The sequence below is a fragment of the Streptomyces sp. SAT1 genome (assembly GCF_001654495.1).
Classification (GTDB): Bacteria; Actinomycetota; Actinomycetes; order Streptomycetales; family Streptomycetaceae; genus Streptomyces; species Streptomyces andamanensis.
The window spans coordinates 4,594,804-4,609,651 of record NZ_CP015849.1 but is presented as its reverse complement, the minus strand read 5'-3'; the positions used below and the strand labels follow the sequence as shown (position 1 = coordinate 4,609,651).

The following is a 14,848-nucleotide window of genomic DNA, read 5'->3' as shown; positions in this document are numbered from 1 at the left end:
TCGGCGGCTGCCGTCGACCGTCGACGGCACCCGCTCCCCGCCCTCCCGGGACACCGGGCACGACACGTGTCCCGCCCGGCTTCCCGGCCTCCCGGCCTCCCGGCCGCCGGACGGCGCGCGCACCGGACCGTCGTTCAGCCGTCGAGCGCGGCGCGCAGGCGCTCCGGGTCGGTGGTCGGGGCGTCGCAGGTGAAGTCGCGGCAGACGTAGGCGGTCGCCTCGCCGCCCACCAGCGGGCGGTCGGCGAGCAGCGGGAACTCCTCGGCGCCGGGTGTGCCGCAGGCGACGACGGCGCCGGGCGCGGTGGCCAGGAGAGCCGTGCGGTGCAGGGTGCGGGTCCGCTCGTCGGTGAGGGACGGTCCGACGACGGCGACCTCGCGCGGTCCGTCGAGCAGCGCCTCGGCGACGGCCAGCCCCCAGCCGATGAAGCGCGGCACCCGCGGGCCAAGCGCCGTGACCACGCCCAACGCCCGTTCGGCGGCGGTGCGGTGGGGTGCGGAGCCGGTGTGCGCGGCGTAGCCGAGCAGGGCGCCCGCCGCTGCGGTCCAGCCGGAGGGGGCGGCGTTGTCGGTGGGGTCCTGCGGGCGGCGGATCAGCTGTTCGGCGTCGGCGGCGGTGTCGTGGAGGGCGCCGGTGCCCGGGTCGGTGAACCGGCTCAGCACATGGTCGAGGAGCAGACCGGCGAAGTCGAGCCAGACGCCCTCGCAGGTGACCGAGGCGAGCGCGAGGAAGCCCTCGGCGACGTCGGCGTAGTCCTCCAGCACCCCGGCGTTCGCCCCGGCCCGTCCGTTCCTGCTGGTGCGCGTCAGGCCCGCGTGCTCGTCCATGTGCAGCCGTACGAGCAGGTCGGCGGCGCCGAGTGCGGCCTCGACCAGGTCGGGACGGTCGAAGTAGGCGCCGGTCTCGGCGAGGGCGGCGACGGCCAGGCCGTTCCAGGCGGCGACGACCTTGTCGTCCCGGCCGGGCGCGGGCCGCTCGGCGCGCGCCTGAAGCAGCCGGCGGCGGATGCCCTCGACACGGGCCGCGTCGTGGACGCCCTCGCTCAGCGGGAGCTGGAGGACGGAGGCGCCCTCCTCGAAGGTGCCCTCCTCGGTGACGCCGAAGTACTGCGCGGCCAGTTCGGCGTCCTCGGCGCCGAGCACCTCGCGCAACTGCTCGGGCGTCCACACGTAGTAGGCGCCCTCGACGTGCCGCCCCGTGCCGTCGTCGCTGTCGGCGTCCAGCGCGGAGGCGAACCCGCCCTGCTCGGTACGGAGTTCGCGGACCATGAAGTCGGCGGTCTCCAGGGCGATCCGGCGGGCCTGCTCGGAGCCGGTGGCGCGCCACAGATGGGCGTAGACGCGGCACAGCAGGGCGTTGTCGTACAGCATCTTCTCGAAGTGCGGCACCACCCAGTCGCGGTCCACCGAGTAGCGGGCGAAGCCGCCGCCGAGCTGGTCGTAGAGGCCGCCGCGGGCCATCCGCTCGCAGGTGTCCCGGGCCATCTGTAGGGCGCCCTCGGAGCCGGTGCGGGCGTGGTGGCGCAGCAGGAACTCGATCACCATGGACGGCGGGAACTTGGGCGCCCCGCCGAAGCCGCCGCGCTGCGGGTCGTACTCCCGGGTCAGCGCGAGCAGCGCCCGCCCCAGCTCCTCACCGCCCGGCGCCCCCGCACCACCGTGCTCGAACTCCCGCTGCGCCAGATCCCGCACGATCTTCCCGGCCACCTCGGTGACCTCGTCCCGCCGCGTCTCCCACGCCTGCCGCACCCCTTGCAGCACCTGCCGGAACGACGGCATCCCGTGCCGGGGCTCGGGCGGGAAGTACGTACCGAAGTAGAACGGCTCGGCCTCCGGCGTCAGAAACACCGTCATCGGCCACCCACCCTGCCCGGTGGCCGCCTGCACCGCCTCCATGTACACGGCATCGACGTCGGGCCGCTCCTCCCGGTCCACCTTGACACTGACGAAGTACTCGTTGAGGTAGTCGGCGGTGTCCTGGTCCTCGAAGGACTCGTGGGCCATGACGTGGCACCAGTGACACGCCGAGTACCCGACACTGAGCAACACAGGCACACCCCGCCGCCGCGCCTCCTCGAACGCCTCCGGTTCCCAGGGCCACCAGTCGACCGGATTGTCAGCGTGCTGAAGCAGATAGGGCGAGGTCACACCAGCCAGCCGGTTCATGCGCTCCAGCCTCTCACGCCGCCCGGCCGTGACGGCTCAGCCCGCGATCCCTTCCTGGCGGCCCTTGCGGCCCTTGCGGCCCTTGCGACCGGTGGGCTTCCGCTCCGGTACGGCGCCGGTGTCCCGCTGGGAGACGCAGGACGCTGAGGCGAGCGGCACGGGATCTGACGAGCATCCTCGAAGGAGGTGCGCCACGACCACCGAGATGGTCGCACCCGCGTGGATGCACACGCGGAGCACCGCGAAGCGGTACGACTCTGGTCCGAGGAGCGAGGAGCGAGGAGCGAGGAGCGAGGAGCAGCGTGCCGGGTGCCGGCGTCGAGGTCGTGGACGGGGCGGCCGTCGTGCGTCCGACCGCGTCCGAGCGCCACAACCGGCCGGCCCGGACCCTGGCCAACGCCCTGGGCACCGCCGCAGGCCCGGACTGGAACACCGACACCGACTTTGGCACCGACTTCGACGTCCGCCTGCGGGACGCTCCTCTCACCATCCGGCGCCCCGACGTGATCGTGTACCGAGCAGAGACCATAGATCTCACGCTCACTTGCCCGAGCACGAGTTGCTGGTGGCCGAGGTCGTGCCGCCGGTCTCGGAGACGACCGGTCCGAAGACGCTGCACAGCACCACGAGGAACGAGCCCGCGACGAACGTGAGAGCCGGTACGGGCGTCGGACACCTTCACATTGATCATCGTCTGGCCGATAGCGGCGCAACCGCCCATGCCGACGACGAACCCGGTGACGATATTGGCGATGCCCCGGCCGATGGACTCGCGGCCCTTGAAGAAGCCGATGTCGGTGCTGCCGCCGAGTCGCTGCGCTCCCGCAACGGGTCAAGCACCCTGTTCGGCACCCGACCACGCAGAACGATCGGTCAACGTGCACTGACGGGACGAGCTGACCAGCCACTCCTATGCGCTGAAAGCGAGCGCCGTCTACAGTGCATGCCATGCCTGCCATCCACCTGCCACGGAGCACCACCCCCGGTAAAGTAACAGCAAAGCCTCTCTGACACTGCAGGTCAGGAAGGGTGCTCTCCGCGCGAGCGGAGGTGGTCCGGAGCGGCACATCGCCGCCATGGACCGTGGGGAGTGCTCTCCGCGCGAGCGGAGGTGGTCCGGACCAGGAGAACGCCCCCCGCGAGTTGGTCGGGTGTTCTCCGCGCGAGCGGAGGTGGTCCGGTGCGCTGCCATGACTGCCCGGCGTCGGACATGTGTTCTCCGCGCGAGCGGAGGTGGTCCGGAGTCGAGACCCGATGGACGTCACCGCCCGCAGTGTTCTCCGCGCGAGCGGAGGTGGTCCGTCGCTGTTCAGGGAGCGTCCGCCGCGGGGCTGGTGTTCTCCGCGCGAGCGGAGGTGGTCCGTGGATTGCCGTCCACTCATTTGGCGCGCGCGGGTGTTCTCCGCGCGAGCGGAGGTGGTCCGAGGGCCCGCTCGGCGGCGGCGCGCAGGGTGTCGTGTTCTCCGCGCGAGCGGAGGTGGTCCGCCGCGGCGCAGCCGGTCGCCCTGGTCCCGCGCGTGTTCTCCGCGCGAGCGGAGGTGGTCCGTGCCGGTCGAAGGCATGCGCGAACTTGAGCGCGTGTTCTCCGCGCGAGCGGAGGTGGTCCGTTTCAGCACGAGGTCTTCGTCGAGCGTGAACGGTGCTCTCCGCGCGAGCGGAGGTGGTCCGTTCTTCAGTTCCAGGCGGGCGGCTTCTTCGATGTGCTCTCCGCGCGAGCGGAGGTGGTCCGGCCCCCGACGGCACGGTGGTGGAGGGCTGCTTGTGCTCTCCGCGCGAGCGGAGGTGGTCCGTGCGTGACGACCGGCGACCCGCACCGCACCTCGTGCTCTCCGCGCGAGCGGAGGTGGTCCGGAACGCGGGCCGACAACCGCGGTGAGGCCCACGTGCTCTCCGCGCGAGCGGAGGTGGTCCGCAGGCCGCTGAGGCTGCGGAGGCCGCCCGGCGGTGCTCTCCGCGCGAGCGGAGGTGGTCCGTGCTGGTATGCACGACATGGTTTCAAGCGTGCGTGCTCTCCGCGCGAGCGGAGGTGGTCCGGCCGACTCACCCGACACCGAGACCCCGGCCGGGTGCTCTCCGCGCGAGCGGAGGTGGTCCGGGCGTCGGTGACGCGGTGCGCTCAGCGGTGGTGTGCTCTCCGCGCGAGCGGAGGTGGTCCGGCACCTGTGGACGGAGCCGAGGGCCCCTGTGGGTGCTCTCCGCGCGAGCGGAGGTGGTCCGTACCTGAACCGGCCGAACCTCTATCCCCGTCAGTGCTCTCCGCGCGAGCGGAGGTGGTCCGTGGGGTGCGTCGCTGGCCCGCCGCCTGGAGGCGTGCTCTCCGCGCGAGCGGAGGTGGTCCGATCGAGGAGGAGTCGAAGGATGTCGACGCCGCGTGCTCTCCGCGCGAGCGGAGGTGGTCCGGCGATGCCCAGGTCGGTGACGCACCGGGCGACATGCTCTCCGCGCGAGCGGAGGTGGTCCGGAAGTCGGCGGCAGCGCCGATTTCCTCCGGGGGTGCTCTCCGCGCGAGCGGAGGTGGTCCGTACCGCTTCAGCGTGTTGAAGCTGCTTATCCGGTGCTCTCCGCGCGAGCGGAGGTGGTCCGCTGCGGGCGCGGGCGGTCGCGGACCAGGCGCGGTGCTCTCCGCGCGAGCGGAGGTGGTCCGTGCTGAGCGATCTCCGAGTACCCAGGGGTGTCGTGCTCTCCGCGCGAGCGGAGGTGGTCCGTCCTCGCTGACCTCGATGGCGAACGGCCGCGTGTGCTCTCCGCGCGAGCGGAGGTGGTCCGGCGTCGTCGCTGCGCTGCGGCGCCGGGTAGATCATCACCCCAACCGGCGACAACCACGGTCTCGTCCTGCTGCTGACGGTCATGCCGCCGCACGACTGGGGACGGGTGTGGATCGGCGCGGGCGTCACCTCCCTGGCCTGCCCAGCCACCCCGGGAACGGCAGTGACCGGCGCAGGTGACGGTCGTTGGACGCGTTGTCACCCAAATGGTGCCACCCAGGAGGTCTTGCACGTCCATGGCCGCTATCTGCCCCAACTGCCACAAGCCAGAAGTCGTCACGTACATCGTCAACGACGAGGGCATCCACCCGTCACCGTGCCTGGAGTGCAGGGCCAGCACCATCACCTCTGGCCCGTACGCGTCCCTGACCGGGGCGACGTCCTGCGGCACCGGCGGGTGCGCCGGATCTGTACGTGATGAGTACTCGTACGACCAGCAGGGGCGTCTGCGCTCCTGAGTCAGGACGCAGTGCCCGCGCTGCGGGACGCTCAAGACGAATGCGCGTAGCGATGCCACAGGTCCGAGAGAGCATTTCATGCCCGACCCCCGGTTGCGGCGGGTCCCGAGCCACCATCTGGGAGACTGACGATAACGGCAACTAGCTGTACGTGAGCGCCAACGAGCCGTGCGGCTCGTGCGGCCAGTGATCTGCGCCTACTGCGACCGGCCGCCCCGGCCCGGCCAGCTGTACGGCACGCTCCACCCCGAGATCGGGTCCGGTGCGGCCGGCCCCGCCGACCTGAACATCGGAGCGTGCCAGCCGGCCGCACCGCAGCAGACCGCCCCGGAGCCGACGCCATGGCGGCAGCGGCAACAGCGCCGCACTCAGACCCCGCGCCCTCCCGCGTCGCCGACCGCGCCGACGCGGGAGGGCGGTCGTCCCCGTCACGTGGTCCGCCGTCGATAGTCAGTGACTCACTCATGCCCCCGTGGTCTCCGCGCGAGCGGAGGTGGTCCGGACAGACCCTGGCCGAGCGCGCCGGTGCTCATGTGCTCTCCGCGCGAGCGGAGGAAAGCCAAGGCGGGCAGGTTCGTTGAGGACGACGGCCCGAACGGGGCCCGCTCCGGCGTACGAACCCGGCACCGCTCCTGCGGACGAGGTCGACAGTGACGCTGAACACGTATGAGAGCCGAGCCCGCCGTACAGCGGACGGTATCCCACTGCGGCGAAGCCTTCAGTTGCTCTCTGCCTGGCCTCTTCCATCTCCTCGCCTCCTCTCTCCCCACGCAGCCGGGAACGGGAGCCGCATCGTGGCGACCCGAGCGGGCCCGAGCGCCCCGCGTCACCCCGTGGGCAGGACTGTCAGCCGCCTCCACCCGCGCGGAGACCACTTTCTCACCTGCGGATATGCAGCTCCTCCGCCGTATCGTCGGGCAGTCCGGCGTCGCGCACCGGACCCTGTTGTCAGTGGCTCGTGCTGGAGTGGAGGAGTGGACGTCTGCGACAGGGCGGGAGGGCCGTGGTGGTTGACAGCCGGTTGTGGGGCAAGGCCAAGGGCCTTGAGCGGCCCTACCCGTTGATGGGGCATCTGGTGGATACGGCCCTGATTGCCGGGGTGCTGTGGGACGAGGTGCTGGAGGCGGGACAGCGCGAGCGGATCGCGGCGGCGCTGGGTCTGGGGAGGAGAGATACCCGGCAGGTGGTGATGCTCTGGGCCGGTCTCCATGACATCGGAAAGATCATGCCTGTCTTCCAGGACGCAGCGCGTGACGAGCACCCGGGACACTGCGGGTTCCTGGACGAGCTGCGCTACGCGCACGACCGGAGCAGGGACGGTCAGGTCGGTCGGGTCGGCCACGAACACGCCACGGCCAAGGCGATTCCGGGCCTGCTCGGCGCGCTCGGCTATCCCGAGGACGGCATGGCCGAGTACCAGCTGCGGTGTCAGGTGGGGCAGATCCTCGGCGGCCACCACGGACGCTACCCCCTCGGAATCGAGGAGGACGAGCTGGAGGTGGCCGAAGGCGGCATGGTGGAGCTGGGCAGTGGCGCCTGGGCACGGGAAAGGCACGAACACGTCGCGCTGCTGCGGGATCTGCTGGGGGAGCCGCCTGCCCCCCAGGTCGAGGCGGTTCCGGTGGCGAGTGCCGTGGTGATCGCGGGGCTCGTGATCGTCGCCGACTGGCTGGCCAGCCAGGAGCACGTGGTGGAGGAGCGGCTGGCCGCATGGTTCAACCGTCCGGAGCCGGGCACGCCCGGAGCCGTACGGGCCCATGCCACCGAGATGAGCGCGCTCGCGCCCGGGATCGTCGCGGACGCCGGGCTGGGCCGCGCCGTCTTCCGGACCCATGACTTCGCTGAGCAGTTCCCGGAGATCACGGATCCGCATCCATTGCAGCGCAGTGTCGAGCAGGGTCTGCGGGACAAGGTCTCAGGGCCGGGGATCCTGCTGGTGACGGCACCCACGGGGGAAGGGAAGACCGAGGTCGCGCTGCACGCCGCGACGGTGATGGGGGACGCGGTCGGGGGCAGCGGCGTGTTCTTCGCCCTGCCGACCCAGGCCACGGCGAACCAGATGTACGAGCGCGTACGAGATTTCGCGCGGCGGAATCTCACGGACAGCGCACAGGTCACGCTCACTCACAGGGACGCGGACTTCCACGAGCGCTATCAACCGGCCGACGGGAGCAGCGGGACGAAGGGATCGGACGCCCCGGAGTCGCGTGTCCTGTCGCACGACGCCGACCACTCGGCCGCCTCCGGAGGTGACGGCGTATCGGTGGAGGCGAGCCGCTGGCTGCGGCAGCGGTGGCGTGGCCTGCTTGCGCCGATTTCCGTCGGCACGATCGATCAGGCCCTCATGGGCGTACTTCCCTTGCGGTACAACGCGCTGCGTCACGTGGGGCTGGCCGGCAAGACGGTCGTGGTCGACGAGGCGCACTCCTACGACGCGTTCACCCACGCGTTGCTGCTGCGCCTGCTGAACTGGCTCGGTGCGATGGGCGTGCCGGTCGTCCTGCTGTCCGCGACCCTGACCGGTGAGACGGCGCGTGGTCTCGTCCGCGCGTATCTGACGGGCGCCGGCATCGGCAGTCCGGCCGGGCTGCCGACGCCGGGTTACCCGGGATGGCTCTACGCGGACGGGCGTACCGGCGCGGTCGTCACGCCGTCGACGCCGGTCGGCACAGTGCGCTCCCGCGCGCTCGACATCACCGTCCGGCGGGTCACACACACCTATGACCCGTCCGTTTCCGACGGCCGACTGAGCGTGGTGTTCGAGGAGTTGGAGCAGGTCGCCCGAGCAGGCGGATGTGCCGCCGTCATCTGTACGACGGTCGGCGAGGCCCAGGAGACGTACGCAGCCCTGCGCGCACACCTCACAGGAATTCACGGTCCGGGGTACACCGGCTGGGACGACCGGGCGAGCGGTACGGGCGAAACGCCGGGCGAGGGCACACTGCTGCGCCTGCTGCACTCCCGCTTCCCGGCCTACCGCCGTGCGGAGCTGACCGCCGAGGCGGAATCCTGGTTCGGCCGCGGCGACAAGAAGGAGACCCGGAGGCCACCGCTCCCGCGCGGCGCGATCCTCGTCGCCACACAGGTGATCGAACAGTCACTCGATCTCGACTTCGACCTCGTCCTCTCGGATCTGGCACCCATGGCCCAACTGCTCCAGCGCGCCGGCCGCGTCTGGCGGCACGCCGCGACCCCGCGACCCGCGTGGGCCGCCGGCCCCCGCCTCGTCGTCCTGGCTTCTCCGGCGCATGGGACGGCGAAGGCACCGAGGAGCTGGGGCGATGTCTACTCGGAATCCCTCTTGCAGCGCACCGAGGAGCTGCTGACCGCGCGGCAGGGGGCGACGGTCGCGATTCCCGGAGATGTCCAAGCTCTCGTGGACGGTGTCTACGCCGAGGAGTTCCGTTCACAAGACCCGGACGAACTCTTCAGGCGTGACATCGACCGGCTGGGCGACGACATGGCACGCCAGGGGCTCGCGCACCTGGTCATGGTCCCTCCGCCCGCTGTGGCCGACCTGCACGGCCTGACCAACAGCGAGGCGGACGCCGACCTCATCGCCACGCGCCTCGGTGCGGAAACCGTTCAACTCCTGCCGGTCTACCAGGACGCGCACGGTGACCGCTGGCTGGACGAAGCCTGCACGATTACGCTGCCCCCACGCGGCAGCAGACGAGACGGCCGCTTCACCCGTGCCGAGGTCCGCACCCTCCTCCACCTCGTCGTGCCCTACCGCCACGGTGCATGGCGCGCGGCATGCACAGCCGAACACCGTCCCCCGGCAGCCTGGCGGAAGGAACCACGGCTGGCCCGCCTCGTATTCCTCCCCCACCGCGTGACGTCCCAGGGCGTCCGCGGATCCAGCTTCGGGGACCTCAACCTCAGGGTGGACCACGCCCTCGGTCTCCGGGCAGAGAAAGGGTGACGGGATCCTCAGTTTGCTGCACGCCACGTAGCGTCTTCACGTACTCTGCTGATGGCTGGTCAGGAGACCCGGCTCCTGACCAGCCGCCCCCGCTTGCCGGGGACCACCCCCGCCTGCGCGGGGAGAAGGCCGACTCCTCGACGGAACGCCACGGAGCGTCGGTCCACCTCCGCCTTCGCGGAGCGCCTTCACCGTACGTCACACCGAGTGCTTCGGCTCCCGTCACCTCTCTCCGAGGAGGCCACGTCACCTTGTCCGATCCGCCCGACCCCCGTTTCGACATCTGTACCCGCCCCTGGGTTCCCGTTCGCGCCGATGACCGCATCAGCGTGGTGGGCCTGCGTGAACTGCTCCTCTGTTCGCATGACTTCACCGCACTGGCCCTCCCCCTGCCTCCGGCGGCCGCCGGGCTGATGCGGATGCTCTACGCCCTCGCGGCCCGGATCGCCGGGCTCGACACCTGTGACGACGCGAAGGCGTGGAACAAGAAGCGCTACGCCCTGTTGTCCCGTCCGGTCGGATTCCCCGCCGAGGCGGTCGACAGCTACCTCGACTCCCACCGCTCACGTCTGTTTCTCTTCGATCCGCAACGCCCGTTTCTGCAAGATCCACGCCTGGCGGAACAGTCGCCGTCGCGTTCGGGCGTGAACAAGCTGGTCATGGCGCGGCCTTCCGGGAACAACCCCGTCTTCCTCGGCCATTTCACGGACGACGCCCCTGTCCCGCTGCCGCCGGAGGAGGCGCTGCACCACCTGATCGCACAGCTGTACTACGGTCCGTCCGGCCAGTGCACGCCTCGTACGGTCGACGGTAAGCGGTACGGCAATGTCATGGGCGGCCCGTTGCGGCGAACGATCTCGTTCCACCCGCAGGGCCGAACGCTCTACGAGTCGTTGTTGCTGGGCATCCCGAAACCCGCGCACTGGCCCCAGGCCGAGAGCGGAGCCGGTACAGACGGCTGTCCGTGGGAGCGGGAGGAACTCCTCGACCCGCTCGCCCCTCCGCGACCCGCGGCCGGACCGCTGTCCATGCTGACGGAACGGCACCAGCACGCGATCCTGTTGACCCCGAACGAGCAGGGCACAGCGGTCACCGATGCCACTATCACCTGGGCGCTGCGCGAGAAGCGCCCAGACACCGGGAGAGAGCCGTACCTGATCTGGGACGAGACCAAGGACGGCACCGTCCGCCCCCGGGACGCGAGCGCGGAACGCGCGCTCTGGCGCGACCTCGACGCGCTCATCCTCCTGCACCGTACCGAGCCACCCGGCCGCCGACCGCCGGTGATCGACGGGCTCACCGGCAGTCTGCCGGCCGCGGTCCGCAGGGCACTGCACATCACCGCCTACGGCTTCGACCAGGACGGGCAGACCCGCGACCGCAGCTACTTCTCCGCCACCACCCCTCCTGTCCTCCACAAACTCCTCTCGCCCCAGCCTGCGGATCCCGTCGACCCGGCGAACGGTGACTCTGGCCCGGTGAACGACGTCACCGCCCTGGCGAACGAGGTCAAGGACGCGCGCGTCGCGGCCGAGAAGGCCGCTTCCCGGCTGCGCTACGCGCTGCACGTGGCCTGGCGGGCCTACACCAGCCCCTTCACGGCCGACCGGGCAGGCGGCGGCAGGGCCCCGGAGAAGGGGGAGGGCCCCTGGCCCGGCGAGGCACTCGCCCGCTACTGGCCCGCAGCCGAGCAGCACTTCTGGGGGGCGCTGCACACCGACACCTTCCTCCACCCTCAGCAGGAGTTCGGCCGCCTGGCTCTCGACGCGTACGACGAGGTGACGCGGACAGTCGCCGCCAGCCCACGTGGTGCCAAGGCCCGCGAGGAGGCCCGGGGGCTCGTGCGCAGCCTGCTCAAGCCGCCCCCGCCCGCGACCCCTTCGGCATGACCCATCCGCCCGACCGACGACCCTGAGGACGCAGTGCTCCCATGACCGCCCTTGATGACACCCCCGTCACCGGCGAACCCGCGGCCATCCCGCCAAAGCGCGCCGAATTCCTCCGGTCCCACGACCTCTTCGTGACGCGTGTGATCGCCGCGTGCCGTAATGCCGGCGAACAGCAGGCTCTCCGCCGCGCCCTGGGCAAACCCGTGAACGAGGTCCCCGCACGCACTCACGCCGTCCTGCTCAAGCCGCGGCAGACCGAGGACGACGGACCCGACCTCCCGCTCGTCCCGTACGAGGCGGGAGACAAGCGCCCGTTCTACGCGGTCGCCGCCCTGATCGCGGCTCGGCCGCGCGCCCAGCGGATGGACACCGGCACACCGCGCGACGACGAGGAGAAGGACCACTCCGCTCCGGCCGCCGACAAGGGGCCCGGTGCAAGCAGCTTCCGTCCGGGCGGCACCACTCTCGGCGAGAGCCTCGCCTTGGCCGTCACGCGTCGCGATGACGCCATCAAGGAGAAGGGAGCGGAGAACAGACTGCACTTGATGGTCCGTCAGGACGTCGAGGGTCTGCATCGTATGCTGCCGTCCGTCGTCCGCCTCGTGAGCGGCGCGGGCGTGCACGTCGACCACGCCCGCCTCCTCAGAGACCTGCGCGCCTGGCCCACGTACCGCGACGATGTCGCCACCCGCTGGCTGGAGAGCTACTACCGCACTCTGGGCGCCGAACGCGAGAAGGCGAAGGCCGTCACGGACCGCTGAACCGTCACCCGCACCGCCGAACCGCCGGACCGTCATGCCGCCCAGCCGGCACGACCGCCGCCCCGGCACACCGACCGCTCCATCGCGCACGAAGGAACTCCGCTCATGAACACCTCGATCACCCGCGCCCGCTTCCTGGACGTTCACATCCTCCAGACCCTGCCCTACAGCAACGTGAATCGTGACGATCTTGGTTCGCCGAAAACCGTCACCTTCGGAGGGACGACTCGAACGCGCGTCTCCAGCCAGGCGTGGAAGCGTCCGACCCGCAAGGCAGTGGAGGAGTTGATCGGCGAGAAGGCCCTGCGTACGCGCCGGCTGCCGATGCAGGTGTCCACGCTCTTGAACGAGGAGCGCGGATGGCCCGCGGAACTCGCGCAGTTCGCCGGGGCGCAGGTGGTGATCTCCACCGCCGGCAAGCTCGCGCTCGACAAGGAACGGGACAAGGCCGACCAGGCCACCGCTTCACTCCTCTTTCTCCCTGAGGACGCCGTCGGCCGGCTCGCCGACATCGCCGAGCAGCACCGCGCCGCACTGGAGAAGGCCATCGGCACGAAGGCCACCGCCAACAAGCCGGTCCTGCCCAAGGACGAGGTGCACGAGGTGCTGCGCTCGCGCAACGGGTCGATCGCCCTGTTCGGCCGGATGCTCGCCGAGATCCCCGGCGCCGGGGTCGACGGCGCCGTGCAGGTCGCTCACGCCTTCACCACCCACAGCACCTCGGTCCAAGGCGACTTCTTCACCGCGGTCGACGACGTGGACCAGTGGGCCCAGGACGCCGGTAGCGCGCACATGAACACCGCCGAATTCAGCAGCGGCGTCTTCTACCGCTACGCCACCATCGACCTGCGCGACCTCGCCTCCACCGTGACCGACGCGGCCACCGCCCGCGAGCTGACCACGGCGTTCGTCTCCTCGTTCATCAGCTCCATGCCGAGTGCGAAGAAGACCTCGACGGCCCCCCACACCATCCCCGACCTCGTCCACGTGAGCGTGCGCGCCGACCGGCCCGTCTCCTACGCCGCCGCGTTCGAGAAGCCCGTCTCCCCCGGCGAGGGCGGGTGGGCGGCCCCTTCGCGCGCCGCACTCTCGGCGTACGCGCAGAAGGTCACCGTCCTCCTGGGCAGCGACGCCCTGATCCATCGCGCCTACGCCGGCATCGACCCCAGCGCCGTCGACGGACTCGGGGACCGTGCGGAATCCTTCCCGGGCCTCGTGGCCGGCGCGGTCGACGCGGCATGGAAGACCGAGGCCGTCGCCGCATGACCGGCCTCCTGCTCCAGCTCGGCGGGCCGCTGCAGTCCTGGGGTGAGCACAGCGAATTCACTGACCGTGACACCGCCGCGCACCCCACCCGCTCCGGTCTCATCGGTCTCATCGCCTCCGCCCTGGGCATCACCCGTGACCAGGCCCGCGACGGGGCGGGCCCTGGCGTCGCCGGAGTCCCCTTCGCCGATCTCGCCCGCCTCCGCTTCACCCTTCGCGTGGACCGGCCGGGAACCCGACTGCGCGACTTCCACACGGTCGGTGGCGGATTCCCGCGCCACCGCACCGTCCCCACGGCCTCGGGTGCGCGTCGCCAGGTGGAGTCGGCCACCGTCGTGACCAATCGCCACTACCTGGCCGACGCCGTCTTCACCGTCGCCGTCACAGCCGAGGGCCCTGGCCATGCGGAGCTGCTCGCCGTCTGCGGCTCGGCCCTGCGCCGCCCGCACTGGCCACCCCACATGGGCCGACGCTCCTGTCCGCCCGGTGCCGTGTTCGTGCTGCGGACCGACGTCGACGACCCGCTGACGGAACTCTTCGCCCGCGTGCCCCTGGCACGTCCCGCGTCGGACGCGCCCCCGCACGTGCACTACACCTCCGACACGCCCTTTCCGCCCCAAAGGGCCGAGGCCACAGGCCCGCAGGCGGTCGTCACCGTTCTCAACGACGACCCCGTACGCCTCACCGCGCACGACCGCCGGTACCGGCAGCGCCCCGCCTACGCGACGGTCCGCCCCTTCACAGGACCCTGCGGCGGATACGGCACCGACTACCTGGCCGCCCTCGACACCTATCTCAACGGCCCGACCACCGGGGGGACTCCATGACAGCCACGCCCATTCCCGCGCCCCGAACCGCGTACGCCGAGGAAGCGGTGCCCCAGGCGTGGCTCACCCGCCTGGTCCTCAACCCCGCCCATCGCCAGGTCCACAGGGATCTCGGCAACACCGCCCTCCTCCACCGGCGTGTGATGTCGCTGCTCCCGGACGGCCTCGGCGACAGCCCCCGCGCCACCGCCGGCGTCCTCTTCCGCCTCGACACCGCCCATGTGGGGCCGCCCGTCCTGCTCGTCCAGACCCGCGTCGCCGTCGACACCGTCCGTCTGCCGAACGGCTACGCCGAGACGCAGACCCGCGACATGACGCCCATGCTCACCGCACTGCGTTCTGGACTGCCCGTCCGCTACCGCTTCCTCGGCAACGCCGTCCGTCGATGCGGTCGCACCAGCACAGCCGGCTCCTGGAAACAGGCCATCCCGCTGAGCGGCGAGGACGCCGCCCGATGGTGGGCCGATCGCGCGTCGGCCTCGGGCCTGGCCTTGCGCAGCCTCCTGCCGAGCACCAGCGACCCCATGACCGCCTACCACGCGCCGGCCTCTCGGCGGGGCGGAAGGGGAGCGGGGACCTCACCCAGGCAGGACAAGGACATCCGGGTTCCCTACGCGGCCACCCTCTACGAAGGTGTGGCCGTGGTCCGCGACCCCGTCAAGCTCCGCGTCGCCCTGCTGGCCGGGATCGGCCGGGGAAAGTCCTACGGCTGCGGGCTGCTCAGCCTCGCCCCCGCACCCCTCGACGGCTGAACCGGCTTGCGGGAACCTACGACACACCACGGCAGCCCCG

The 14,848-nt window shown here is 71.3% G+C and carries 9 protein-coding genes, 2 pseudogenes and 1 CRISPR repeat array; of the genes and pseudogenes, 8 read left to right on the top strand and 3 right to left on the bottom strand.

Going from position 1 to position 14,848, the window contains the following annotated elements; translation table 11 throughout:
• Window positions 1-134: 134 nt before the first annotated feature.
• Both A8713_RS19990 and A8713_RS34655 read right to left on the bottom strand, forming a co-directional pair.
• On the bottom strand, window positions 135-2,165 hold the full coding sequence (locus A8713_RS19990) for a thioredoxin domain-containing protein (protein WP_079159052.1): 2,031 nt from the start codon (window positions 2,163-2,165) through the stop codon (window positions 135-137).
• Window positions 2,166-2,201: 36 nt separating this feature from the next.
• Entirely contained in the window at window positions 2,202-2,324 is a 123-nt protein-coding gene (locus tag A8713_RS34655; RefSeq protein WP_257784417.1) for a hypothetical protein, read from the bottom strand.
• A gap of 46 nt (window positions 2,325-2,370) precedes the next feature.
• Here A8713_RS34655 and A8713_RS34330 point away from each other — a divergent pair.
• Window positions 2,371-2,766: pseudogene (locus A8713_RS34330) on the top strand (hypothetical protein); the annotation flags it as partial.
• On the opposite strand, the pseudogene A8713_RS34325 reads toward A8713_RS34330, so the two are convergent.
• Window positions 2,754-2,946, bottom strand: a pseudogene (locus A8713_RS34325) (SulP family inorganic anion transporter); the annotation flags it as partial. The pseudogenes A8713_RS34330 and A8713_RS34325 overlap by 13 nt on opposite strands.
• A gap of 248 nt (window positions 2,947-3,194) precedes the next feature.
• A CRISPR array of direct repeats spans window positions 3,195-4,931; the repeat unit is 29 nt; unit sequence GTGCTCTCCGCGCGAGCGGAGGTGGTCCG.
• Window positions 4,932-5,166: 235 nt separating this feature from the next.
• On the opposite strand from A8713_RS34325, the gene A8713_RS19985 reads away from it, so the two are divergent.
• The 7 genes from A8713_RS19985 (at window position 5,167) to A8713_RS19955 (ending at window position 14,808) form a co-directional block, all read left to right on the top strand.
• The gene (locus A8713_RS19985; RefSeq protein WP_064534945.1) at window positions 5,167-5,388 is read left to right on the top strand and encodes a hypothetical protein; all 222 of its coding nucleotides are present in this window, start codon (window positions 5,167-5,169) and stop codon (window positions 5,386-5,388) included.
• 1,003 nt (window positions 5,389-6,391) lie between these two features.
• On the top strand, window positions 6,392-9,313 hold the full coding sequence (locus tag A8713_RS19980; protein ID WP_064534944.1) for a CRISPR-associated helicase/endonuclease Cas3: 2,922 nt from the start codon (window positions 6,392-6,394) through the stop codon (window positions 9,311-9,313).
• Window positions 9,310-11,202: a type I-E CRISPR-associated protein Cse1/CasA gene (gene casA / locus A8713_RS19975; RefSeq protein ID WP_257784416.1), complete on the top strand. Its 1,893-nt coding sequence runs from the start codon at window positions 9,310-9,312 to the stop codon at window positions 11,200-11,202. The genes A8713_RS19980 and casA overlap by 4 nt, the downstream gene beginning before the upstream one ends.
• Before the next feature lie 41 nt (window positions 11,203-11,243).
• The gene (gene casB / locus A8713_RS19970; RefSeq protein WP_064534943.1) at window positions 11,244-11,963 is read left to right on the top strand and encodes a type I-E CRISPR-associated protein Cse2/CasB; all 720 of its coding nucleotides are present in this window, start codon (window positions 11,244-11,246) and stop codon (window positions 11,961-11,963) included.
• A gap of 105 nt (window positions 11,964-12,068) precedes the next feature.
• Complete coding sequence (gene cas7e, locus A8713_RS19965) at window positions 12,069-13,229, top strand: type I-E CRISPR-associated protein Cas7/Cse4/CasC (RefSeq protein ID WP_064534942.1); 1,161 nt, start codon at window positions 12,069-12,071, stop codon at window positions 13,227-13,229.
• Window positions 13,226-14,056, top strand: a complete 831-nt coding sequence (cas5e, locus tag A8713_RS19960) for a type I-E CRISPR-associated protein Cas5/CasD (RefSeq protein ID WP_064534941.1) — start codon at window positions 13,226-13,228, stop codon at window positions 14,054-14,056. Before cas7e ends, cas5e begins: the two co-directional genes overlap by 4 nt.
• The gene (locus A8713_RS19955) at window positions 14,053-14,808 is read left to right on the top strand and encodes a type I-E CRISPR-associated protein Cas6/Cse3/CasE (RefSeq protein ID WP_064534940.1); all 756 of its coding nucleotides are present in this window, start codon (window positions 14,053-14,055) and stop codon (window positions 14,806-14,808) included. The genes cas5e and A8713_RS19955 overlap by 4 nt, the downstream gene beginning before the upstream one ends.
• The last annotated feature ends 40 nt before the right edge of the window (window positions 14,809-14,848 follow it).

Excerpts from the sequence above, each read along its gene's own strand:
- cas5e (WP_064534941.1), top strand. The coding sequence starts at position 13,226 with ATGACCGGCCTCCTGCTCCAGCTCGGCGGGCCGCTGCAGTCCTGGGGT.
- cas7e (WP_064534942.1), top strand. The coding sequence starts at position 12,069 with ATGAACACCTCGATCACCCGCGCCCGCTTCCTGGACGTTCACATCCTC.
- A8713_RS19955 (WP_064534940.1), top strand. The coding sequence starts at position 14,053 with ATGACAGCCACGCCCATTCCCGCGCCCCGAACCGCGTACGCCGAGGAA.
- casB (WP_064534943.1), top strand. The coding sequence starts at position 11,244 with ATGACCGCCCTTGATGACACCCCCGTCACCGGCGAACCCGCGGCCATC.
- A8713_RS19990 (WP_079159052.1), bottom strand. The coding sequence starts at position 2,165 with ATGAACCGGCTGGCTGGTGTGACCTCGCCCTATCTGCTTCAGCACGCT.
- A8713_RS19985 (WP_064534945.1), top strand. The coding sequence starts at position 5,167 with ATGGCCGCTATCTGCCCCAACTGCCACAAGCCAGAAGTCGTCACGTAC.